Source organism: Candidatus Njordibacter sp. Uisw_056 (genome assembly GCF_047730085.1).
Taxonomy (GTDB): Bacteria; Pseudomonadota; Gammaproteobacteria; order Pseudomonadales; family Balneatricaceae; genus Njordibacter.
The window spans coordinates 1,690,516-1,714,728 of the sequence record NZ_CP159830.1; the positions used below are offsets into that span (position 1 = coordinate 1,690,516).

Annotated in this window: 20 protein-coding genes; 9 read left to right on the forward strand and 11 right to left on the reverse strand. The window is 45.0% G+C overall.

The window, feature by feature from the left end:
* Positions 1-59 precede the first annotated feature (59 nt).
* Both ABXT60_RS08200 and ABXT60_RS08205 read left to right on the forward strand, forming a co-directional pair.
* Entirely contained in the window at positions 60-2,093 is a 2,034-nt protein-coding gene (locus tag ABXT60_RS08200) for an FAD-dependent oxidoreductase (protein ID WP_443629667.1), read from the forward strand.
* Between the two features lie 10 nt (positions 2,094-2,103).
* Positions 2,104-2,958, forward strand: a complete 855-nt coding sequence (locus ABXT60_RS08205) for an enoyl-CoA hydratase-related protein (RefSeq protein WP_443629668.1) — start codon at positions 2,104-2,106, stop codon at positions 2,956-2,958.
* Between the two features lie 7 nt (positions 2,959-2,965).
* On the opposite strand, the gene ABXT60_RS08210 is transcribed toward ABXT60_RS08205, so the two are convergent.
* Complete coding sequence (locus ABXT60_RS08210; RefSeq protein WP_443629669.1) at positions 2,966-3,898, reverse strand: flavin reductase; 933 nt, start codon at positions 3,896-3,898, stop codon at positions 2,966-2,968.
* Positions 3,899-4,208: 310 nt separating this feature from the next.
* Between ABXT60_RS08210 and ABXT60_RS08215 the strand changes: the two genes are divergently transcribed.
* The 4 genes from ABXT60_RS08215 to ABXT60_RS08230 all read left to right on the forward strand — a co-directional run bounded on the left by ABXT60_RS08215 (position 4,209) and on the right by ABXT60_RS08230 (position 9,112).
* On the forward strand, positions 4,209-5,081 hold the full coding sequence (locus ABXT60_RS08215; protein WP_443629670.1) for an MBL fold metallo-hydrolase: 873 nt from the start codon (positions 4,209-4,211) through the stop codon (positions 5,079-5,081).
* Positions 5,082-5,086: 5 nt separating this feature from the next.
* Positions 5,087-6,811 (forward strand): SulP family inorganic anion transporter, encoded by a 1,725-nt coding sequence (locus ABXT60_RS08220; protein ID WP_443629671.1) that lies wholly within the window; start codon positions 5,087-5,089, stop codon positions 6,809-6,811.
* A 34-nt stretch (positions 6,812-6,845) separates the two neighbouring features.
* Positions 6,846-7,181 (forward strand): 4a-hydroxytetrahydrobiopterin dehydratase, encoded by a 336-nt coding sequence (locus tag ABXT60_RS08225; protein WP_443629672.1) that lies wholly within the window; start codon positions 6,846-6,848, stop codon positions 7,179-7,181.
* 104 nt (positions 7,182-7,285) lie between these two features.
* Positions 7,286-9,112 (forward strand): ABC transporter ATP-binding protein, encoded by a 1,827-nt coding sequence (locus tag ABXT60_RS08230; protein ID WP_443629673.1) that lies wholly within the window; start codon positions 7,286-7,288, stop codon positions 9,110-9,112.
* A gap of 42 nt (positions 9,113-9,154) precedes the next feature.
* Here ABXT60_RS08230 and ABXT60_RS08235 read toward each other — a convergent pair whose 3' ends face one another.
* From ABXT60_RS08235 to ABXT60_RS08245, 3 genes are all read right to left on the reverse strand, one after another.
* Positions 9,155-10,516, reverse strand: coding sequence for an MFS transporter (locus ABXT60_RS08235; RefSeq protein ID WP_443629674.1), 1,362 nt, complete (start codon positions 10,514-10,516; stop codon positions 9,155-9,157).
* 122 nt (positions 10,517-10,638) lie between these two features.
* Positions 10,639-11,898 carry a valine--pyruvate transaminase gene (locus ABXT60_RS08240; RefSeq protein WP_443629675.1) on the reverse strand — a complete coding sequence of 420 codons (1,260 nt, stop codon included), beginning with the start codon at positions 11,896-11,898 and terminating at the stop codon, positions 10,639-10,641.
* 130 nt (positions 11,899-12,028) lie between these two features.
* Positions 12,029-12,523, reverse strand: coding sequence for a GNAT family N-acetyltransferase (locus ABXT60_RS08245; RefSeq protein WP_443629676.1), 495 nt, complete (start codon positions 12,521-12,523; stop codon positions 12,029-12,031).
* Positions 12,524-12,691: 168 nt separating this feature from the next.
* Here ABXT60_RS08245 and cysD point away from each other — a divergent pair, with 168 nt between their 5' ends.
* Positions 12,692-13,609, forward strand: a complete 918-nt coding sequence (cysD, locus tag ABXT60_RS08250) for a sulfate adenylyltransferase subunit CysD (protein WP_443629677.1) — start codon at positions 12,692-12,694, stop codon at positions 13,607-13,609.
* Positions 13,609-15,609, forward strand: a complete 2,001-nt coding sequence (gene cysN / locus ABXT60_RS08255; RefSeq protein ID WP_443629678.1) for a sulfate adenylyltransferase subunit CysN — start codon at positions 13,609-13,611, stop codon at positions 15,607-15,609. The genes cysD and cysN overlap by 1 nt, the downstream gene beginning before the upstream one ends.
* 80 nt (positions 15,610-15,689) lie before the next feature.
* On the opposite strand, the gene ABXT60_RS08260 is transcribed toward cysN, so the two are convergent.
* A complete protein-coding gene (locus ABXT60_RS08260) occupies positions 15,690-16,007 on the reverse strand; it encodes a YciI family protein (protein WP_046484239.1) in 318 nt (105 codons plus the stop codon).
* A gap of 98 nt (positions 16,008-16,105) precedes the next feature.
* Here ABXT60_RS08260 and ABXT60_RS08265 point away from each other — a divergent pair, with 98 nt between their 5' ends.
* Positions 16,106-16,570, forward strand: a complete 465-nt coding sequence (locus ABXT60_RS08265; RefSeq protein WP_443629679.1) for a flavodoxin family protein — start codon at positions 16,106-16,108, stop codon at positions 16,568-16,570.
* Between the two features lie 82 nt (positions 16,571-16,652).
* Here the strand turns inward: ABXT60_RS08265 and ABXT60_RS08270 are convergent, their stop codons facing one another.
* The 6 genes from ABXT60_RS08270 to ABXT60_RS08295 all read right to left on the reverse strand — a co-directional run bounded on the left by ABXT60_RS08270 (position 16,653) and on the right by ABXT60_RS08295 (position 24,194).
* Positions 16,653-17,780, reverse strand: coding sequence for an aminotransferase class V-fold PLP-dependent enzyme (locus ABXT60_RS08270; RefSeq protein WP_443629680.1), 1,128 nt, complete (start codon positions 17,778-17,780; stop codon positions 16,653-16,655).
* A 110-nt stretch (positions 17,781-17,890) separates the two neighbouring features.
* Positions 17,891-18,415, reverse strand: a complete 525-nt coding sequence (locus tag ABXT60_RS08275; RefSeq protein WP_443629681.1) for a sarcosine oxidase subunit gamma — start codon at positions 18,413-18,415, stop codon at positions 17,891-17,893.
* Entirely contained in the window at positions 18,415-21,384 is a 2,970-nt protein-coding gene (locus tag ABXT60_RS08280; protein ID WP_443629682.1) for a sarcosine oxidase subunit alpha family protein, read from the reverse strand. The genes ABXT60_RS08275 and ABXT60_RS08280 overlap by 1 nt, the downstream gene beginning before the upstream one ends.
* Positions 21,381-21,653, reverse strand: coding sequence for a sarcosine oxidase subunit delta (locus ABXT60_RS08285; protein ID WP_443629683.1), 273 nt, complete (start codon positions 21,651-21,653; stop codon positions 21,381-21,383). The genes ABXT60_RS08280 and ABXT60_RS08285 overlap by 4 nt, the downstream gene beginning before the upstream one ends.
* A gap of 2 nt (positions 21,654-21,655) precedes the next feature.
* Positions 21,656-22,912: a sarcosine oxidase subunit beta family protein gene (locus tag ABXT60_RS08290; protein ID WP_443629684.1), complete on the reverse strand. Its 1,257-nt coding sequence runs from the start codon at positions 22,910-22,912 to the stop codon at positions 21,656-21,658.
* Positions 22,913-23,324: 412 nt separating this feature from the next.
* Positions 23,325-24,194, reverse strand: a complete 870-nt coding sequence (locus ABXT60_RS08295) for an OmpA family protein (protein WP_443629685.1) — start codon at positions 24,192-24,194, stop codon at positions 23,325-23,327.
* Between the last annotated feature and the right edge of the window lie 19 nt (positions 24,195-24,213).

Here is a 24,213-nt window from a genome sequence, read left to right on the forward strand (position 1 = left end):
GACCCGCTGGGCTGCAGGCCCTAACCTGACAGCCTCTTGACCAAACAAGCGTTTTAATTATGACTGCTTCTGCACCTGCTGCATCCTATCCTCATTTATTAGCCCCGTTAGACTTGGGTTTTACTAGATTAAAAAACCGCGTCATCATGGGTTCTATGCACACTGGCCTAGAAGAAGCCAAAGACGGTTTTGAGCGCCTAGCAGAGTATTTTGCGGAACGTGCCCGCGGTGGTGTGGGCCTTATTGTGACAGGTGGAATATCGCCAAACCAACAAGGCCTAACATTTGTGGGTGCTGCAGCGCTAGATAACGCAGATAAAGTGGCTAACCACCAGCTGATAACCAAAGCCGTGCACAAAGCTGGTAGCAAAATTTGTATGCAAATTCTGCATACTGGTCGCTATGCCTATACCCCAAATGCCATCGCCCCATCGGCTATTAAAGCACCTATTAACCCCTTTACCCCAGCAGAAGTGGCTAGTGAAGACATTGAGCAACAAATAGAAGACTTCGCCAACAGTGCTCGTTTAGCTCAAAGTGCGGGTTATGATGGTGTAGAAATCATGGGCAGTGAGGGCTATTTTTTAAATCAGTTTATCGTTACACGGACGAATCAACGCGATGATGAATGGGGAGGCAGTTATGATAACCGCACTCGCCTTGCCATTGAAGTTGTAAAACGTGTGCGCGCTGCCGTGGGTGAAAAGTTTATCATTATTTACCGGCTTTCCATGCTAGATCTAGTTCCAGAAGGCAGTAATTTGGACGAGGTGGTTCAGTTAGGCCAAGCGATTGAGCAAGCCGGTGCAAGCATGATTAATACCGGTATTGGTTGGCATGAAGCCCGTATCCCCACCATTGCGACTAAAGTTCCACGGGCCGCGTTTACTTGGGTCACTCATCGAGTGCGTAAACACCTCACTGTTCCTGTTATCACCTCTAACCGGATTAACACACCCGAAGTGGCCGAACGTGTTTTGGCCAATGGCGATGCCGATCTCATTTCTATGGCACGTCCCTTTTTGGCTGACCCAGAATTTGTCAATAAAGCTGCCGCAGGACAAGCAGAGCGAATTAACACCTGTATTGGCTGCAACCAAGCCTGCCTAGATCATATTTTTAATGGCAAACTGAGTAGCTGTTTAGTTAACCCACGAGCGTGTGAAGAAACTCGCATTATAATTAAGCCAACTCAGGCTAAAAAGACTGTTGCCATTGTTGGTGCAGGCCCTGCCGGTTTAGCCTGTGCCGTCACTGCAGCGGAACGTGGTCATAATGTCACTTTATATGATGCTAACGATGAAATTGGTGGCCAATTCAATATTGCTAAAAAGATCCCTGGCAAAGAAGAGTTTTCTGAAACCCTGCGCTATTTTGGGGTAAGACTAAAAGAGCTTAACGTAGATGTGAAGCTAAACACCATGTTAACTACTGCGCAGTTAAATGACCTGCAGACAGACGAACTTGTTGTGGCGACAGGTATTAGCCCACGAGACCTAGACCTTCCGGGCTATGACCATGCTAAAGTGCTCAACTACTTAGACGTCATTAAGGGCGCAAAGGTGGGTCTAAAAGTGGCCATTATTGGTGCTGGAGGCATAGGCTTTGATGTGGCGGAATTTTTAACCCATGGTCAGTGTGAACCCAGTAAAGACATTAAGCAGTTTATGTCTCAATGGGGCATTGATATGACGATGCAAGCCCGTGGTGGTGTAGCAGGCATATCACAAAATATAGAACCTTCGCCGCGAGAGATTTATTTATTACAACGTAAACATACCAAAGTGGGCGCTGGTTTAGGAAAAACCACAGGTTGGATACATCGCACAGGTTTACAGCAAAAACAAGTGAACATGCTAGCCGGTTGTGAGTACCAGGCTATTGATGACCAAGGCCTGCACTTAACTGTTGCCGGACAGGCACAAGTTTTAGACGTTGACCATATTATTGTATGTGCAGGACAAGACCCCAACCAAAGCTTATGTAATGGCTTAGAGCGCGAATATCATCTCATTGGCGGTGCTGATAAAGCCTCTGAATTAGATGCCAAACGTGCAATTCGCCAAGGTACGTTACTGGCGATTAAACTATAAGGCACAGATTATGGAATACACTAGTTTTGACCTAACCTTTAGCAACCATGTGGCCCATTTACGGTTTAATCGGCCACAAACATACAATTCCATGACGCTAGCATTTTGGCAAGAATTCCCCTGCGCCATTAAAGCGATCAATGAAGGTGCTCAAGCACGGGTATTAGTTATTAGTGGCGAAGGAAAACATTTTTGTGCAGGCATGGATTTAGCCGTATTTACAAGTGGTGCTCTTAAACGCCCTAAAGACGCCGCCCGTGGTAACGAACACATGCGCCAACTAGTATTGCAGCTGCAAGCCATTATTAGCAGTGTAGAGAATATGCGTATTCCTGTGTTGGCAGCCATCCAAGGTGGCGCTATTGGTGGTGCCTTAGACTTAGTGTGTGCATGTGACTGCCGTTATATGAGTGAAGATGCCTTTATCAGCATAGAAGAAATTCGTTTAGGAATGGCAGCAGACTTGGGCACTTTACAACGCTTGCCTAGGCTTATCGCACCAGGTTTAGCCAAAGAGTTAGCCTACACAGGGCGTCGAATGATGAGCCAAGAGGCCTTGGCAAGTGGCTTAGTTAATCAAGTTATGGGAGACGCAGAGACCATGCTAAGCGCGGTGATGGATATAGCTGAAACGATCGCCAACCATTCACCAGTAGCTATTCACGGTTGCAAAGAAATCATAAATTATGGGCGTGACCACGATATTTCTAATGCTTTAAATTATCAAGCAACTTGGCAGGCAGGTATGTTTCAACCCGAAGTAGATCTGCTGGAAGCAATAACGAGCAAAGGTCAAAAGCGCAAGCCAAATTATGGTGATCTTTTACCCACCAACTCTGCTTTTAACCCAAGCGAACCAAACTGATCTTTATTTAATCAGTGTTTTTTATAATGCGCTTTAACATGGCCTTTAAAGTTTCTGCTGCACCACTGTCTAGCCCTTCCAAAGCATTACTTTCTGCAGTTTGACACTCTTTAATCAAGTGCTCTACTCGCTCCTGACCCGCTCCTGTTCCAGTGATTTTAGTACCTGCGTCTAGGTGTTGAACCCGAGCCATGTTTTGTTTTTGCAAATCTATAGACAGCTCCAACAAAGTGGCTTGATCTACCATAGTGCGTTTAGAAAGGTCAGCTAAGCTCATGCTGTTTTCATTATATAAACACGCCAATACTCGCCATTCTTTAGTTGTAAGGCCGTCATCCACCACTAGCTGATGAAACTCTTCACCCATTTGATGAGTGGCTCGTGACATGAAATACAACAAGTAGTTGTCAATAAAGTGGCTCACATCATTGCTTTCTACTGAGGCCAAGGTAGGAATGGCTTCGGCAGTCGCATAAGCTCCCCGGTAAAACACTAATCCAGAACCTACTGCACTGCGCAAGCCTTTCACTTGCCCAACAATTATTTCGTGGTCTCCACCATCATAGGTAGCCCAAGCTTCACATTCAAAGCACGTTATACTACCTGGCAATATGGGTACGCCACCCATACCAGGCTCTACAACAACACCTGCAAACTTGTCGATGCCACTGCGGGCAAATTTGTTGGAAATATCTATCTGCTCTGCATTCAACACATTAACGATAAAGTGTTTAGCATTAATAAACGCATCAGCACTGTAGGCAGTCTTGGTAATACTCCACAAAATTAATGGAGGATCCATAGACACAGAATTAAAGCTACTGGCAGTAGCGCCAACAGGCTCTCCATTTGAGTCTAGGCAGGTGACTACAGTGACGCCTGTAGCAAATGATGACAAGGCGTCGCGGAATTCACGTGCATTAAAAGCATCTGTGGACATATCTGGGTTCCAAATTGGCAGTAAAATGTAAGGCTTTATTATAGGCTTTAACCGAGCAAAGGTAAGGCCTTTTTATAGAAAAAACCACATAAAAAATAGAAAAGTATTAGCTTAAAAAAATAAATTATAAGTTAAATTGAACCCTTAATTTAACTTATAATTTCCACGTGAACAAAATTTATCGCCCTGAGCAGTTAATCTTCATGAGTGCTTATGAATTAAAAGAATAAGGTTATAACCTTATTTGATTATTCAGGAAAATAGTCGTAAAATAACGTCAAGTAAACCAAATAGCGCACTTGGAGATACCATGACTCAGTCTAAACCTATGATTACTGCCTTTTTTGATGAAGCCACATTCACCATAACCTATATCATCGCAGACCCAGATACGAAAAAGTGCGCAGTTATTGACACTGTATTAGACTACGATGCCAATATGGGTCGCACACGCACAGACTCGGCAGACAAAGTGATTTCAAGTATTAAGCAGCAAGGCCTTACCATAGCTTGGTTAATAGAAACCCATGTGCACGCAGATCACTTGTCTGCTGCACCCTATATTCAAAAGCAACTCGGCGGAACAATAGCAATTAGCGATCAAATCACACATATTCAAGATATGTTTGGTGACTTATTTGACGTAGAAAATAGTTTTGCGCGCAACGGTAGCCAGTTTGACCACTTATTGACGCCTAACGAAGAATTAAAGATTGGTAACTTGACCATGACTGCTCTGCATACGCCAGGCCACACACCTGCTTGTATGAGCTTTGTAATAGGCGATGCCTGCTTTGTAGGCGATACCTTGTTCATGCCTGATTATGGAACAGCACGATGTGATTTCCCAGGCGGCGATGCCACCACTTTGTATGAATCTATGGAACAGATCTTAAGTTTGCCAGATGAAACCCGTTTATTTATGTGTCATGACTATGCCCCAGGTGGCCGGGAGTACCGTTGGGAAACCACAGTAGCTGAATCAAAAGCCAGTAATATTCACCTGGTGGGTAAAACTAAGGAAGAATTTATCGACATGCGTAAAGCGCGAGATGCAAAGTTAAGCGCACCACGCTTACTGTTACCCTCGGTGCAAGTTAATATGCGTGCAGGCCATATGCCACCTACTGAAGACAACGGTATTGCCTATATTAAAATTCCTGTTAACCAAATGGGCACCTAAAAAACGTGACAATAGCACTCTGGAACCCACTGAAAAAACTGCCCGCATTGGTATGGCTTAAAACCTACAATAAGAGTGCTTTGCAGGCCGACGCAATGGCCGCAATCATTGTAACCATAATGCTCATTCCCCAGAGTTTGGCTTACGCCATGTTAGCTGGGTTGCCTCCGGCGACTGGTTTGTATGCAAGCATACTGCCACTTTTAGCCTATGCACTGTTTGGTTCAAGTCGCACATTAGCTGTTGGCCCAGTCGCTATTATTTCTCTTCTATCGGCTAATGCTGTGGGTTTAGCACATATCAATAGCGGTTTAAACGTCTTAACATTGTCCATGACCTTAGCCCTTTTGTCAGGCATGCTAATGTTAATTATGGGCTTATTTAAGTTAGGGTTTATTGCTAATTTGTTAGGCCGCCCTGTAGTCACAGGTTTTATTACTGCCGCTGGAATTCTTATTGCTCTGGGCCAATTAAAACATATCTTGGGCATTCCTTTAGGTGGCCATAACTTGCCTGAGTTAGCCCAAGGGCTTTTGCAATATGGTAGACACACGCACCTGCTTACAGTTGGTGTGGGCGTGATAAGTATCCTATTTTTATGGTGGGCTCGTGCTCCCCTAACCCACGTTTTATGTCGCTTTATGAGTAAAAATTTAGCATCAGCTCTGAGCAAACTGGCGCCTGTAAGTGCCGTAATTATATCGATTTTATTGGTCTCAAATTTGGATTTAAATCAACATGGCTTAAAAGTTGTAGGCGATATTCCATCTGGCCTGCCAACACTGGCATGGCCTGAATTAAGTGGGTTGTTAGTGTCTACTTTGATGCCTTCTGCCATTATGATTAGCTTAATTGGTTATGTTGAATCAATTTCTGTGGCTCAAACCTTGGCTAACAAACGGCGACAGCAAATTGATCCAAACCATGAGCTATTAGGCTTAGGGGCTGCAAACGTGGCCTCTGCAGCCTCTGGCGGCTTTGCCGTAACTGGCGGATTTTCACGCTCTGTAGTTAACTATGATGCTGGTGCACGCACTCCTATGGCCGGTGTATTTACTGCTGTTGGTATTGCGCTAGCTAGCCTTTACCTTACCCCTTACTTATCGCTACTGCCTAAGGCGGTGCTTGGCGCAACTATAGTGGTGGCTGTACTCACATTAATCGAGCCCAACGAAATAAAATTTACTTGGAAGTACAGTAAACACGACTTTGTGGCAATGATGATTACCATTGGCATGGTGCTTTTTGTGGGCGTAGAAGCAGGTGTTATGGCTGGTGTAGTCACCACTATTTCCCTAATGTTATGGCGCACAAGCCGCCCTCATACTGCTGTTGTTGGCCCTGTAGCTGGGGGTCAACACTTCCGCAATATAGATCGCCACAAGGTTGAGCAGTTTGAACAGGTCATTGCTTTGCGTATTGATGAAAGTTTATTTTTTGGTAACGTGCGTTATTTAGACAATCAGCTCAATGAATTATTAGCTCGAAACCCCTGCATTGAGCATTTGATTCTAATGGCGTCGGGCATTAATCATATTGATTCCAGTGCCGTTGAAAGCCTATTGGAATTTAACCAGAGATTGCACGATCAAGGCATTAAAATGCACTTGTCAGAAGTTAAAGGACCCGTACTGGATCGCTTACAAAGGATCAACTTCGCTGGCCAATTAACTGGCACCATTTATCTTAGTCAACATCAGGCGTGGCAAGAGCTAACTAAGCCATGTTAGCCTTAGGTACTTTTAACACATAGTGAGTGATGGTATGAACATTAGCCAATTAAAATGTGCGCCTTGTCACATGGGGGCTGCGACAGTCGCCGAGGCAGAACAAGTGATTTTAATGCAGGAAATTCCTTACTGGAGGCCTATTCTTGTGAACGGAGTTACCCAACTGCAGCGCCAATATAAGTTCAAAAACTTTAAATCGGCGTTAGAGTTCACTAATCAACTGGGTGCCATAGCCGAATTAGAAGACCACCACCCAGCGATTTTGACTGAATGGGGCTCAGTCACCGTTACTTGGTGGACGCATACGATTAATGGCTTGCATCATAACGATTTCATAATGGCCGCTAAAACAGACCACCTAATAGCATAAGTTTATGGGTCACCTCCCCATAAACACGAACTAGCCCATAAACACAAACTAGCCCCCGTTTATAGGCTAGAATACACTCTTGTTAGCATCAGATGCCTGCTATTATGTTAAAGTTTTTTGAAAATTTAGTTGATCCCTACCCCCCAGAGCAACCTCAACAACCCCCCAAAGGGGTGTGGCGTTTTTGTTTGCACTATTGCGATGGCATGAAACGTTATATGTTTTTACTGGCCCTCACTGCGGGTGCCTTTGCTGCAACCGAAGTTATTATATTTGGGTTTATGGGTCAGTTGGTTGATTGGCTAAGTGTGCAAGACAGAGCCACATTTTTAGATGATCAAGCGAGCACATTATGGCTAATGGGCATATTAATAGTGCTTGTGGTGCCCGTTATTGGTCTGCTTAACAACCTCATTCGTTTGCAAACCCTGTTACCCAACTTAACCATGCGTGTGCGTTGGTTGGCTCACCGTTACTTATTACAACAAAGCTTAGATTTTTACCAAGATGATTTTGCAGGCCGTATTGCCGCCAAAGTCATGCAAGGGTCAGTGGCCGTTAGGCAAGTCGTGGGTAAGCTTTGCGACACTTTTGCCTACGTGGTGGTGGGCATCATTTCTATGCTGGTGCTGTTATCAAATACCGACCTGCGTATGGCCGCACCTATTGCCATATGGTTGGTGCTTTTTATCGGCACCATGATTTACTTTCTGCCACGCTTAGGTCGCATTGCCGAAGAGCAAGCCAACAAACGAGCAATTATGACTGGCCGAGTCGTTGATAGTTACACCAACATTAGCACCGTAAAACTGTTTGCCCATACGCAACAAGAAACGGATTACGCTAAATCGTCTATGAATTCTTTTTTGCTCAATGTGTTTCAAATGATGGGTCTCAGTACCTGGATGGATGTCATTGTTACTAGTTTAAATAGCCTGCTTATTTTTGCGACGGCGGCGGTGGATATTTATTTATGGCTTAACCATAGTGCTAGCTTAGGCATGATCGCAGTCAGTTTAGCCCTCGCCATTCGCTTACAAGGATTTTCTGATTGGCTAATGTGGGAAGTGCATGACTTTTACGAGAGTTTAGGCACTGTAATGGATGCTATGCACACTATTTCCCAGCCTCAAACGGTGCTCAATAATGCTGACACTGCATTAAAAGTGACCCATGGCCACATCAACTTTGATGCTATTTGCTTCCACTATGGTAAAAGCCATGGGGTCATCGATGGTCTAAGCCTACAGATTAAAGCGGGAGAAAAAGTGGGCATTGTCGGGCGTTCTGGGGCAGGCAAATCTACCCTAGTTAATTTATTGCTGCGTTTTCATGATTTAGAAAGTGGAAAAATTGTGATTGATGGGCAAGACATTAGCCAAGTCACCCAAGACAGCTTGCGAGCCGCCATTGGCATGGTGAGCCAAGATACTTCCCTACTGCATCGCTCAGTGCGTGAAAATATAGTGTATGGCAAGCCAGACGCTACTGACGCTGAATTGTTACAAGCCTGCAAACAAGCAGAAGCCAATGTGTTTATTGATGACTTAGAGGATTTAAAAGGTAACCGTGGTTATATGGCTCAGGTGGGAGAACGGGGTGTTAAACTTTCAGGCGGACAACGTCAGCGTATCGCTATTGCTCGTGTGCTACTTAAAAACGCACCTATTTTGGTATTAGACGAGGCCACTTCGGCATTAGATTCAGAAGTGGAAGCTGCCATACAGGCAAGTTTAAACCGCCTTATGGAAGGCAAAACTGTAATTGCCATTGCCCATCGTTTATCGACCATCGCCGCCATGGATCGCTTGGTAATCATTGATGAGGGTAATATAATTGAGCAAGGTAGCCATAAAGAGTTGCTTGCCCTTGGTGGTATTTACGCCAAACTCTGGCAGCATCAAACCGGTGGCTTTATTGGTTTAGATTAACACCATTAGTTGTCTGGTCATCAACACAGATCATGTGCTGAGTTAATAGTGGTCTTCTTCTGATGCTTCATCTGTGTCTGGGATAGCGGTTTCTGGCCCAGCCATAGGTGCCTGGGTCCATTCGTCACTATCATCCAGCTGCTCTAGCCCATCTTCCTCAAGGGCTTCAGCATAGTCTTGCGCATCTGGGGCTGCAAAGGCTGCAATAGGCGTACCGATGACACCAGCAGCTAACATTGGCGACTGATCTTCCACGTCTTCTGGAGTAACCTCGCGATAGCGCATGCTGTTTAGCACTGCTAAAGCAATGGCTACAAAAGCAATAGCTATACCCACAAAATAAACATCTGGGCCAAGGCTCGACATAGCAAAAGCCACCATAATAGGGCCAATACTCAAACCAATACCAGAAGCCATTACCATAGCACCGCTGGCAGAGACAATTTGTTCTGGAGATAACCGATCACTGGCATAGGCAATACATAAGGAATACATGGGCATGACCGAACCACCCACAATAACGATGAGCACAATATAGCTATCACTTGTGGTGTCCCATGCAGAGGCCAACAAACATAATATGACTGCCACCATGGCGTTAATTAGCATTACACCACGACGACCATACCTGTCAGACAACCATCCAATTGGCCACTGCAATAAGAAACCACCCCACAAAAAAGACGCCATAAATAACGCCACTAAGCTATTATCAAAGCCTTTTTGTAACCCGTACACGGCCCCCAAACCGAATGCTGTACCATGAGCTGCACCCGTTAAAGCATTACTAATAACTGCTAAAGGAGAGACTTTATACAAGGCAAAAATAGACATGCTAACACCCTGATCGAAGGCAGGAGCAGGACGAGCTGTAAGAAGTATAGGCACTAGTGCAAACGAGATAATGACAGAGATAAGAATAAATAGTTCTGTGCTGGCTGGGTCTGCCACATTAAGTAAAAACTGGCCACTGCCCATGCCCAAGGTAATGACAACCATGTACACAGACAAAATAGCACCACGATTTTCGTTACTGGCCCTGTCGTTTAACCAGCTTTCCGCCACCACAAACAATCCCGAAAAACAGATGCCCGTGACAAAACGCATTAAACTCCATGTGTATGGATTAACATAGATACTGTGTAAAAGGATAGCAATAGAGGCCGTTGAAGCTAAGGCAGCAAACACTCTTATGTGCCCTACTCTGGATACCAATTTAGGCGCAATAATACTGCCAACCAACATACCCGAAAAATAAAACGACATCACCACACCAGTGGTAAATACGTTAAACCCTTCTAAGCTAGCACGGACGCCAAGGAGTGTACCCTGTAATCCATTGCCTACCATAATAAAGCCGATGCCCAATAACAGGGCCCAGCTGGCTTTTATTTCTTGCAACATGGCGTGTATCTCCACCATAAGCGCTGATCTTTAGGCCGCCACAATACTGCTTTTTTAAGGTATTGAATAGAGCTAAGAGCCTAATTAATCCAATTATCTGGCAGCCCCTCCTGTTAGAGGTGTTAACCCAAATAAGCCTTAAGGACCTCTTGTGCAATAATCTGCAAACCCTTAGCAATACGCTCGGGGCTTTGCGCAGCATAGTTGATACGAATACATTCGTGTTGATGTTGCCAATCATCGGTAATACCCACAAAGAAATTATGCCCAGAAACTACGATCACGCCTTGCGCTTTTAACCGCTCGTACAACTCTTGACTAGTAATAGGCATGCCTTTAAACCACAGCCAAAGGAACATGGCCCCTTCTGGTTTGTGCATAGCGTATGGAATTGCAGGGTCCATTACTTTATGTAAGGTGTTTTGTGCAAACGTCAATTGTGCTTCATACGTAGGGCGCACTACCTTTTGGCTTAGATCAATGATTTCTCCTGAAGCAATTAAGCCTGTGGTCAGTGCTGCACCAAAGCTACCACTGGCTAGATTAATAATGGCATTAATACCTGCAATGGTGTGAATGGTTTCTTCATTAGCCACCACAATCCCAGTGCGGGCACCGGGTAAGCCGAATTTAGATAAGCTTAAACACACAATGGTGTTGTCATTCCAAAAGGGGGTAGCTGGGGTGTAAATTAACCCAGGAAACGGAATACCATAAGCGCCATCAATGATTAATGGCACCTTATTGGCTTTTGCCAATGCATCTAGCTGCTCAACTTCGCCATCGGTAATGACATTACCCGTGGGGTTAGTAGGCCTAGACACACAAATAGCACCTGTACTTGGCCCTACATCTAAGTCGTCAAATTTCACCCGATACTTAAACTGGCGTTGCTCTAACTCCTCAATAATAGGGTGAGCTGCAGTAAATAAGTCGCTACCGATACCCGCATCAGCATAACCAATATACTCTGGCGCCATAGGTAGCTGAATTTGTTTCGTGCTGCCATTATCAAACTCACCTGCCAGCATGTTGAACAACATAAAAAATGCAGACTGGCTGCCATTAGTAAGGGCTATATTATGGCGCGTAACGGGCCAACCAAGCTTTTTACTAAATAGCTGAGCTAAAGCGTCAATGAGCTCCATGTTACCTTGTGCAGGGTCATAACTACCGAGAAGCTGCCTAACAGAAAGCGGATCATTAGCCAGATTTTTAAGGCGTTGCTGCATGATCGCTTCTATTTCTGGGATATTAGCAGGATTTCCGCCTCCCATCATAATCATGTCACGGCCACTTGAGAGGGCATTAGTAATGTCGTCCATCAACACAGTAATACCAGAATCGCCACTAAATTTTTGACCAAAAGCAGATAATTTCACAGTTCATTTCCAGATAAAATGAGGTTTAAATAAAGTAATGGATCTCATCACTTTGTTGCATAGTGAGACCTTAAGGTCTCACCGTATAAAGCCACTAAATTGTGTTCAGAGCTTTATCATGACGGGCATACTACAGGTATTTTTGCCAAAACTCTGCTTTACCTGCTCCCTCACGAAGCTCATATACTTTAAACCCAAACTTGTTATACGACGCCTTAGCAATGTCATTGTTACCAAGCACTTCCAGCGTCACTTTGCAGGCATGTCTGGTTTGGGCATAATTCTCTACTGCTTGTAATAAAGCCGTGCTAATACCCATACCCCTAAATTTTTTCTGCACACCCAGGTCATGGATATTAACCAATGGCATAGCCGCAAAGGTGGAATAACCCCAAAGGCAATTCGTCATACCTGCACACTCATCCCCTACCCAAGCTAAAAAACTAAAATTTTGTTGTTGTTGAGGTAAATCCGTTAATAAGCGCCGCTTAACCTCTTCTGTTAAATCCTCACCACCACCCATATCATCCATGGCATAGGCACCCAGCTGCTCTATTAGCAAGGCCATTTGTTGAGGGTCTTGGTAATCAACCAGAGAAATTTTTACAGCTTTTTTATCTAACATAGGTTCTTCTCAAAGGTATAACATTAATCCTTATATAACCAAAAGGAATAACTAATAAGTTTTTAATTACTTTTTATTTTAAAAAAGTAATGGCATACTTCACGCAATCAATGGATCCAGTTGTTAAAAACAAATGGGGCCAATTTAATTTAACCGGAGCGTACACCCATGAGCAACATTTCTGAGACTCGCCTCAGCCACTTAAAACAACTAGAAGCGGAAAGTATCCACATCATGCGTGAAGTTGTGGCCGAGTTCAACAATCCAATCATGCTTTACTCAATAGGAAAAGACTCTTCAGTAATGCTACACCTAGCTAAAAAGGCTTTTTACCCTGCTGCTCCACCATTTAAATTATTGCACGTAGACACCACGTGGAAATTTAAAGATATGATTAAATTTCGCTCCAAAGCAGTTGCAGAATCTGGCATGGAACTCATTACCCACATTAACCCAGATGGTCTGGCTATGGATATCAGCCCCTTTACCCATGGTTCCAAGATTCATACTGACATAATGAAAACCCAAGGTTTAAAACAAGCCCTAGATCACTACGGATTTGACGCAGCTTTTGGTGGTGCCCGCCGCGACGAAGAGGGCTCCCGCGCTAAAGAACGTATATTTTCATTCCGTTCTCAAGAGCACCGCTGGGACCCCAAAAACCAACGTCCCGAGTTATGGAATTTGTTTAATACCAGAATTAACAAAGGCGAAAGCATCCGAGTTTTCCCAATCTCTAACTGGACTGAATTAGACATTTGGCAATACATCTACATGGAAAAAATTGACATTGTGCCTTTGTATTTTGCCGCCACACGACCCGTTGTAGCCCGTGATGGCATTAATATTATGGTGGATGATGATCGCATGCCCATTGCCGCCAATGAAACAGTAGAGCAAAAGTCTGTGCGCTTTAGAACCTTGGGTTGCTACCCACTGACTGGTGCCATCGAATCTACAGCGAACACCTTGCCAGAAATTATTCAAGAAATGTTACTAGCCAAAACTTCAGAACGCCAAGGTCGCCTTATTGATGCCGACCAAGCTGGATCCATGGAACTTAAAAAAGCAGAGGGTTACTTCTAATGAGCCACCAAAGCCAACTTATTGAACAAGACATCCACAGCTACCTACAACAACATGAACACAAAAGCCTTTTGCGCCTACTCACCTGTGGCAGTGTAGACGATGGAAAATCCACCCTCATAGGGCGTTTGTTGCACGACAGTAAATTAGTTTATGAAGATCAACTTGCCGCTGTTAAACAGGCTTCTGCATCTGGTCAAGGTAATCAAGACAGTGGTGACTTAGACTTAGCCCTGCTGGTTGATGGCCTGCAAGCTGAGCGTGAACAAGGCATAACCATTGATGTAGCTTACCGATATTTCTCTACTAGCAAACGCAAGTTTATTATTGCGGATACCCCTGGGCATGAACAATACACCCGCAACATGGCTACTGGCGCATCAAACTGTGACTTGGCTATTATTCTTGTGGACGCTCGCAAAGGTTTACTAACGCAAACTCGTCGTCACAGTTTTATCGTGTCTTTATTGGGCATTAAACATGTAGTTGTGGCTGTTAACAAAATGGATCTAATGGATTATAAGCAAAATGTATTCCAACAGATTCAGCAAGACTACAAAGCCTTTGCTGAAAACTTAGATTTGCCAAACATTCACTTTATACCAGTGTCTGCCATAACAGGAGACAATGTAGTCGATGAGAGCGCAAAGATGCCATGGTATCAAGGGCCTTCGTTATTGCATTTATTGGAAGATTTAAATACACAAACAGACCTCACCCTAGGTGACTGGCAGCTGCCTGTGCAGTACGTTAACCGGCCTAACGCCAACTTTAGAGGTTACTGTGGCACCATTGCTGCAGGTAACGTAAAACCAGGAGATGAAGTGCGTGTGTTACCGTCAGGCCAAATCAGCACTATAGACAAAATTGTTACTGCCGATGGGGATTTAACACACGCCTTCGCTCCAATGGCTATTACCGTTACCTTAACCGATGAAATTGATATTTCTCGTGGTGACATTCTAGTACATGCCAGAAGCGCAGCACATACCGCTAATACGCAGCAGTTTAGCGCTAACCTAGTGTGGATGGACCAACAAAAACTCAGCCTAAGCCGTGATTATGAGTTGAAACTTGGTAGTAAACGCATTAATGCGCGGGTTAAAAAAATACACTATCAGGTCAACGTTAACACCCTAAGACGCAGTTCTGCTGACAGCTTGATGTTAAATGAAATTGGTTTAGTAGAGTTGCACTTAGATGCACCTATTCCAGCTGCTGAGTTTAAACACAGTAAAGGCTTAGGGTCGTTTATTTTAATTGATAAGATTACTCACGCTACAGCAGCTGCTGGCATGGTTGCAAAACTTAACACAGCTTCTACCATTGCAGCTAATGATAATATCATGGGTAAGAGTTTAGCTGCCCTGAGCCTACCAAAGGCTAATCAGCAGCTTGCATCAAGCAGTGCGGAAGAAGTCATTCACTGGGTTTTAGGACTCGGTGCAAAAACCCTAGTAACTACTAATTTTGGCCCTCAAGAAGCGGTGTTGTTACACATGATTAGCCAAGCTGCACCAAACACTAAAGTGTTGTGGATAGATTCTGGCTATAACATGCCACAAACCTATGCATTTGCGCAGCAGGTGAGTAAGCAGCTGGATTTAAATCTAGTGGTTTATACCCCAGTAGTGAGTGCCGCAAGGCGTGACGCCGTTATGGGTGGCATTCCTACCATTGATGACCCAGCCCACATTGAGTTTACTCAACAATTTAAGCTAGAACCCTTTAAACGGGCTATGGCACAACTTGCACCCGAAGTGTGGCTCACGGCTGTGCGCCGTGAACAAAGTCCATTACGCCAGAAAATGGACACTATAGCTGATGGTCCTAACGGCACAATTAAAGTGTCACCATTATTAGATTGGAGTTTGGGAGATATGCAGGCTTACTTAGCAAAGCACGGATTACCAGACGAGACGCGTTATTTTGACCCTACCAAGGCTGAGGCAGGACGTGAGTGTGGTTTGCACACACTGGAGAGCAGTCCGTCTAACTAGCTCTAAGTGGCTACAGCCAGGTTAATACTGGCTGTTTATACTTGCTGCCTGTGTTGCTTATGGATCATTAAATACCAATGCTAAGATGGCATTTGTACCAGTTCAGACACTTCTAAGCTGCCACCGATATCTAAAAATGGACAAGCCTTGGTGATAACTACAGCAGCTTCAATAGACTCAGCTTCGATGATAGTGAAACCCGACATTTTAGTACCAGCATCCTTAGAGACGCTGCCGTCTGGAGATACATGATGGCTGTCTTTTAAAGGATTCATTGCACTAACAGCAGCTTCACCTAGACCATTAATCCACTGCATATATTTAGCAAAATGGGCTCGACCCTCGTCTGGCGTTGCAGGTTGATTACCACCTAAATAAGTGATGATGAATTGTGTCATGATAGAAAATCCAGATAATTGCGTAATAGTTAAATAGTGCCAACAAGTCTAACAGATAGCTATATTCAGTGTATATCGAGGTCTGTTAGACTAGGGCAATGCATAAAAAATTACTCATCGTTGCCCACCAGCCCTCTGCCAATACCCAACAAATGCTTGAAGCCTGCATGGCTGGCAGCCGAGCCGCAGACACTGAAAACGTTGAAGTATTAATTGTGGCACCCTTGGATTGCCAAGCCAAGCAGCTACTAGACGCTGACGCCGTGGTCATTCTTACTACAGAAAATCTTGGTTATATGGCAGGAGCCACTAAAGATTGGTTTGATCGCGTGTACTATCCAGTACTGGAGCTAAAACAAGGGCTCCCTTACGCTTTGATTATTCGTGCTGGCATAGACGGCACAGGAACACAACGAGCAGTAGAGTCTATTTGCACTGGGTTACATTGGAATTTAGCCCAGCCTGTGCTGGTATGCCAAGGGCCATGGCAAGGCAAATTTACTCATCAGTGCTTTGACATAGGTCAATATATGGCAGCAGGTTTAGACCTAGGTATACTTTAATACCAACTAGTTATACAGCCATTAAAAAGCCCGCTAAGCGGGCTTTTTAGGTTTAGTTCACTGCATTAACAAAAATCAGTAATTAAAGAACCTGGCTTAGAGCTTCATCTAAGGTAGCCACAGAGCGCTCTACGTTGTGCAACTTGTCTAGGCCAAATAGGCCTAAACGAAACGTACGGAAGCCCTCAGGTTCATCACACATCAAGGGTACACCCGCAGCAATCTGAATACCTAAAGCAGCAAATTTGCTACCGTTTTGAATAGCAGTGTCTTCCGTGTAGCTTACTACTACTCCAGGAGCGCCAAAACCCTCAGCAGCCACACTCTTAATGCCCTTCGAGGCCAACAAGGAACGTACTGCATCCCCAAGTTCTTGCTGCTCAGACTTCACCTTAGCAAAACCATACTGTTCAGTTTCACGCATCACATCGGCAAAAGACGCAATAGAGTCTGTAGGCATGGTAGCATGGTAGGCATGGCCTCCATTTTCATAAGCTGCCATGATGTCGCGCCACTTTTTAAGGTCACAGGCAAAGCTAGTGCTGGTAGACGCTTCAAGAGCTGCAACGCCCCGCTCGCCCATCATCACTAGACCACAACACGGCGATCCACTCCAGCCTTTCTGAGGCGCACTAACTAACACATCTACACCCATAGTTTTCATGTCTACCCACAAACAACCAGACGCAATGCAGTCTAATACAAAGATACCACCCACAGCATGCACAGCGTCGGTTACCGCTTTAATGTAATCGTTTGGCAAAATAATGCCTGCCGAGGTTTCAACATGAGGCGCAAAAACAACGGCTGGCTTTTCGCTGGCAATCGTTGCCAATACTTCTTCAATAGGTGCAGGAGCAAAGGCTTCTTGGTCTCCTGTTTTTGCTTGGCGTGCTTTAAGCACTGTAGAACTTGAAGAGATACTGCCCATGTCCAAAATTTGAGTCCAACGATAACTAAAAAAACCGTTGCGAATAACTAAGGTCTTTTTACCCGTAGCAAACTGACGGGCTACCGCTTCCATGCCAAAGGTACCAGAACCTGGCACTATGGCCACTTGGTCTGCAGTGTAGACACTTTTTAGTGTACTAGAAATATAACGCATGTCGCCTTGAAAAGACTGTGACATGTGGTTAAGTGCACGGTCAGTATAAACCACCGAGTACTCTAATAATCCATCTGGATCTATATTGGGTAATAAGCCAGCCATGAGGCCTCCTAAATTTTATTTAGACATTGGGACTTAGCACAAGCACCAAGGCCGCTAGATTTAAAGCCAGCAATAAAAGAGCTTTGCTGGCTTTGAGCAGAACCTATCTATTAACGTAAGGTTTCTGCAGAATGTACCAAGAAGTCTGTAAGAGATTTGGCGAAACCACGCATTACCCACACTTCAAACTGTGGCTGGCCACTCACGTCAGCATTACGAATAACACTCACCCCAATATGGTTAATGTGGCTGTGTTGAACTTCACCAATAGCAAACTGCCCTTCATCAATGTCTAATGGCAGGCCACGAGCCAATAGGGCTCGGGCGTCTTCACCAGTAATTAATAGCTGAGTTTTGCCATAGGTTTGATCCGTTGCATAAACACCATTGTTATCAGCTAGATCTGAACGATGTGTAGTTAACAGGTAGCGATCGCGCCCCGCCCATACCAAACGTTCATCACCTTGCACAGTCACTTGACCCTGCGCTGGAATAGCCATACCGGTCATGGCAGCAACTTTACTGTCTACGTTTTCGCAGCCTTCAAGTTGCCACATGTTGGTAGCAGTAACATCGATGCTAACTGCAGCGAAAGTTTGTGGCATTTCAAAATGCCCGTTTAGTGCATTAGCCATTAGCCTTTCACCCTTTCGTTAGTTGGATCAACAAAGTGGTTACTCACCACTTCTACTTCAACAGTTCTTCCTTTTACCGGGTAAGCGGCATAAATACGCTCACCAATACGGTCTTTACCACCTCGTAAAAAGCCAAGTGCGATAAAGTTGCCAAGTTCTGGGCTATACGTCATGGAACTTACCCAGCCTTGCTTATCTGCACCGGCAGTGGCGTTGGCATCTGTTACCAAAATAGAACCTGTAGAGATAGGTGTGCGTGGATCAACCGACTTTAAACCTACCAATTGCGGGCGGTCTGGATGTACTAGGCCTTCCCGGTCTTTCAAGTTTTTACCTACAAACCACTTTTTCTTAGAAGCCATACCATCCATGTGTACATCACCTAAGGTCACACGACCATCAAGCTCTGCGCCAGTAACGTGACCTTTCTCGATACGCAAAGCACCTAAAGTTTCAAGGCCGTAAGGCACAATATCGTGAACCTGACCAGCATCAATAATGGCTTGCCATATATCCGTAGCGTGCTCTGATTCTGCATACACTTCGTAGGCCATTTCACCAGAAAAACTAATTCGCAAGATGACCATCTTGGCGCCGTTATGTTCAGCATGAACCACACCCATAAATGGGAACGTTTCGTTACTAAAGTCTACGGATGGGAAAGCCGCCGTTAAAGTAGCACGGGCATCAGGACCAGCAACAGCCATGGCACCCCAACGTTCACTCACAGAACTCACACGGACTTTCAATTCTGGCCAATCAATTTCTAAACACCGCTCTAAATAAGCCATAACTGGGCCAGCTTTGGCTGTAGTGGTTGTCATAAAGAACCGGTCTTCAGCAAAACGAGAGGTGGTACCATCATCATAAACGATACCGTCTTCTCTTAGCATTACACCATAACGAGCCTTACCTACTTTAAGGGTGCTGAACATATTGATATAAACACGGTCAAGGAACTCAGCAGCATCTGGACCCACAATTTCAATTTTACCTAGGGACGTTACATCACAAATACCCACTTTCTTGCGTACGTGTTCAGTTTCACGTTCGTATGCATCATCAATAGTCTCACCCGCTTGTGGGTAATACTGTGGACGCATATACATGCCGGCTTGAACAAATACAGCACCCGCTTTTTCATGCCACTCTTGCATTGGCGTGCGACGCACAGGCTTAAAGTGTTTGCCAATTTCGCGACCACCAAAGCCACCCATGGATACTGGCGCAAGAGGTGCACGAAAACGTGTAGTACCGGCTTCGGCAATACTGATACCGCGACACTGGGCCATAATGGCCAACGCGTTAACGTTAGACGTACGACCTTGATCGTTAGCCATGCCAAGTGTGGTGTAACGCTTAAGGTGCTCTACAGAAATAAAACCTTCTTGGTGAGACTGAACCACGTCTGCGGCCGTTACGTCGTGTTGAATATCAACCAGTTGCTTACCTTTAGCCGGCACGCTCCAAAGTGGCACGATATTTGTAGCACCATCACGGTCTTGTGGTGGTTGGGTTATTGGGCCAGCTTCTTCGCCAAGTTCGGCACAAGCCGCTTTAGCCGCATGTAGCGCCTGAGCAACACCCGCTAGCAACCCATTTTCGCCTTCAGCAGCACCTACAGAGTAGGTATCTGGCGCTTGGTCGCCAACCACAAAGGCAGCAATTTTCTTATCATAAAGTGGCGGCTTACCACCGTGTGCCGCCATTTGCACTTGCGGAGTCCAACCGCCAGAATGTGCAAGCACATCACAGGAAACACGACGACGATTACTTACACTTTGGCCGTTAGCCGCAAGGTCTGCAATCTCAATGCTACGCACTGCTTGCCAGCCCTTGGCTTTGGTCACTACACTTTGGGTAAATAAGGTAATGCCGCGTGATTGACAACCATCTACCAAGGCTTGGCCTGGGTACTGACGGCTATCAACTACCGCAGAAACTTTAATACCAGCGTCGGCATAATCGAACGCAGTTTGGTAAGCGCTATCATTATTGGTAAATACTGCCAACATCTTACCCGTGGCCGTACCATAGTGATTAAGCATACGACGTGCGCCAGAAGCAAGCATGACATTAGGCTTGTCGTTGTTACCAAATACTAATGGGCGCTCAATGGCACCCGCCGCAATGATAATTTTCTTGGCTTGAACCTTGTGGTAGTTTTGGCGTACTTTGCCATCTACGCTTTCATGGGCAGCAAGCATATTGCCATCAAACCTGCCCCAACATACCGTTCGCGTTAAAACTTTAACGTTAGAAGCCGCTTTTAGAGCCGCAACAGTGTCAGCACGCCATTGTTCTAAATCAGTATTGGCTTCGCTGTTAGCTTCGTTAAGTAACTGACCGCCAAGGTCGTTATGCTCATCAAACAGCACTACACGCAAACCACTTTGAGCTGCACTTAAAGCAGCAGACAAGCCAGCAGAGCCACCGCCTACTACGGCAACGTCACAGAAAGATTGAACCCGATCATAGATATCTGGATCAGCAACTTTAGGCGGTACGCCCATACCTGCAGCAGCACGTATAGAAGGCTCGTAAAACTTATACCAAAGGGCAGCTGGCCACATAAAGGTTTTGTAATAGAAACCTGCCGAAAATAATGAGCCTGGCAAAATCGCACCAGCTAGCCCGTTCACAGACATCAAGTCAAACTTTGGTGATGGGAAGCAATTTTGAGAAAACACTTCCAAACCCTTAGTAATAGGCTCCATTGTTGCCCTAGCATTAGGGTCGGCTTTACCGCCTGCGCCAATGGTAACTAATGCGCCCGTTTCTTCTGGGCCACTTGAAGTCACACCGCGCGGGCGGTGATATTTAAAACTCCGCCCAACTACTTCAACACCATTGGCCAACAAGGCCGAAGCCACTGTATCACCAGCACGTGCAAGCATGGGTTTACCATCAAAGGTAAAGTTAAGTGTGGCATCGCCTAAACGGCCTTCGCCATGTCTAAATCCGCTCATGATTCAGCCTCCGGATGTTCATGGGGCAAACCCACCCAAGAAATGTCATGCGTAAACGTGTTGCGCTGAACTTTTAACCACGCTCTGCAACCAAACGCATGATGCCAATATTCAATGTGCTCACCAGCGGGATTATCACGCTCGTAAACAAACTTATTCCACTCCTCCATAGGAGCGTCGTTGTCTGGGGCAGTGCGAGTGGCGTCTTCACCGTAAGTAAATTCACTATGTTCCCGTTCGCCACAGTAGGGGCAATTAATTCTCATCATAATTAGTGCGCCTTCGGATATGGACCCATACCCTTTTCGTCAATCGTGTAGCCTTTGGCAAAACGATCGAGGGTATAAGCTTTGTTAAGTTCGTGGGCTTCGTCATTGGCAATAGTATGCGCAAAACAATAACCCGAAGCAGGTGTAGCCTTAAAGCCACCGTAACACCACCCCGTATTGAGGTATAAACCATCAATTGGGCCAACGTCGATAATAGGCGATCCATCCATAGACATATCCATAACCCCACCCCAGTTACGCAGTAACTTAAGGCGAGACAGGCACGGCATCATGGTTAAACCACCAGCAATTACGTCTTCAAACACAGGCAAATTACCGCGCTGAGCGTAAGTGTTATAGCCATCAATGTCGCCACCGAAGACAACACCACCTTTGTCCGATTGAGACACATAAAAGTGGCCGGCACCAAAGGTGACAACACCATTAATTAAGGGCTTATATGGCTCGGTAACAAAGGCCTGGAGTACATGGCTCTCGATCGGCAAGCGAATACCTAACTTTTGCGCTAAACGGCTAGAACTGCCGGCAACGGCCATGCCTACTTTGTCTGCATGAATGTCACCACGGTTGGTTTTAACACCAATAATACGCTCACCCTGCTTAATAAAATCAATCACTTCACAGTTTTGAATAATATCTACACCCAACTGATCCGCGGCACGAGCATAGCCCCAAGCCACAGCATCATGGCGAGCATTGCCCGCGTCTGGCTGCAAAATACCACCCCATACAGGGAAGCGAGTATCTGCACTGCCATCAATAATAGGTTCGCGTTCTAGTACTTCGTCGCGGCTGAGCAATTCAGCTTGAATACCGTTTAAACGCATGGTGTTAGCTCGGCGAGCAAACGTATCGTATTGTGACTTGGTATGAGCAATGTTCATAACACCACGCGGCGAGAACATCACGTTATAGTTTAAGTCTTGTGCCATATCACGCCACAAGTTCATGCCATGCTCGTAAAATGGTGAGTTGCCATCTAACAAGTAGTTAGAACGAACAATAGTGGTGTTGCGACCCACGTTACCACCACCTATCCAGCCCTTCTCAAGGATAGCAACGTTAGTAATACCGTGATTTTTTGCCAAATAATATGCTGTAGCAAGACCGTGGCCACCACCTCCAATAATAATGACGTCGTAATTGGATTTTGGCTCTGGGTCGCGCCAAGCTCGCTGCCAATTTTTATGGCCTCGTAGAGCGTTCCAAGCGATGTTTAGGGCATTATATTGGCCCATGTGTGCCTCCGCTATTATTGTTGTAGCCAAAGGTGGCTGGTTTGCGAAATTTTAAAGCATCTCCACACAAAATGGGACCTTTATCTAGTGTTGAAAAAATAAAATAATTGGCCTAAGGGGTAGAAGGATAAATCGACACCTTGTGTCGGTTTTGAGCATAAAGCGACAAAAAACAGGATATATTCGACTTATATGCGATTTAGACCCACTTTTAAGTCTAATTTTGAATAGAACGTTAGTCTAAAGCTAACCTTCCACGGCTTGATAATTAACCGGTTTTTTTACTGTAATTTAGTGCCAGTTTAACTGGTTTTATATTCATTATCATACAAACTACTATCACTTGGGCAACACATCCTTTGATCCTTAGCCTTTAAAGCGACACCTCCGCCGTGCCACTTTAAAGCGGCTGTTAATTTTTTAAGTGACGGGTTTTAATGGCGACATGAACACGACGACTCTTAGTGAGGTCTTCACCCTGATTATTGACTACAGGAGATGTTTCTCCTTTGGCAAACATTGATGTTACCTTAAGCTTTAAACCGTTTAAGTAGCTAGCCACACTGCGCATACGCTGTTCAGACAAGGTCATGTTATAGGCTTCACCACCACGAGTATCTGCATGGCCAATCACCTGCACTGATATAACACTCTGCGCCAAACCAGTCGCCATAACTAGTTGTTTTAAGCTACCCGTGGCATGGTCTGACAATATTGCACTGGCGGTATCAAATAATACCGTTGCTTGATAATTATTGAACCTGTATTCAACTTGCGGGGTTACCATTGCTTCTACTTTTTGCGTTACTGGCTTTAGCTCTGCCGCTTGAGTGATAGTAGTTTTAGGCTGTTTTATAATAGGCGTTTGCGCCACCACAGCTTGTTTTATCTCTTTTTTGGTCTCTTTTTTTACCTTGCTTTTAAGGACCGGGGGCACAATTTTTATAAGGATTGGTTTCGGTAATATTACGTTTTTAGGCGCTATTATGGGCTCTGGTTCAGTTTCAAACACTATTGCATCGGCTTGCTGACCCACTTTAACTAAGGCTATTTTAGCCTCTTGATTCACTTTTTTCTTAGCTACTTTTTCAGAGTTGATCACTTGAGTAAGGGCAGCCAACACCCCGTGTTTGTAGTGAATCGTTCTAATGGGGTTACCCTTTCCATCGACCACAACAGACCCATTAGTTGTAGTCCATACTTCACTGTTACTGCTGGCCATAGCTGGCACTGATATAATAATCAGGGTAATTGCTATGGCACATTTCGATCGGGTGTTCATGTTAAAAGTTCTCTTAGGA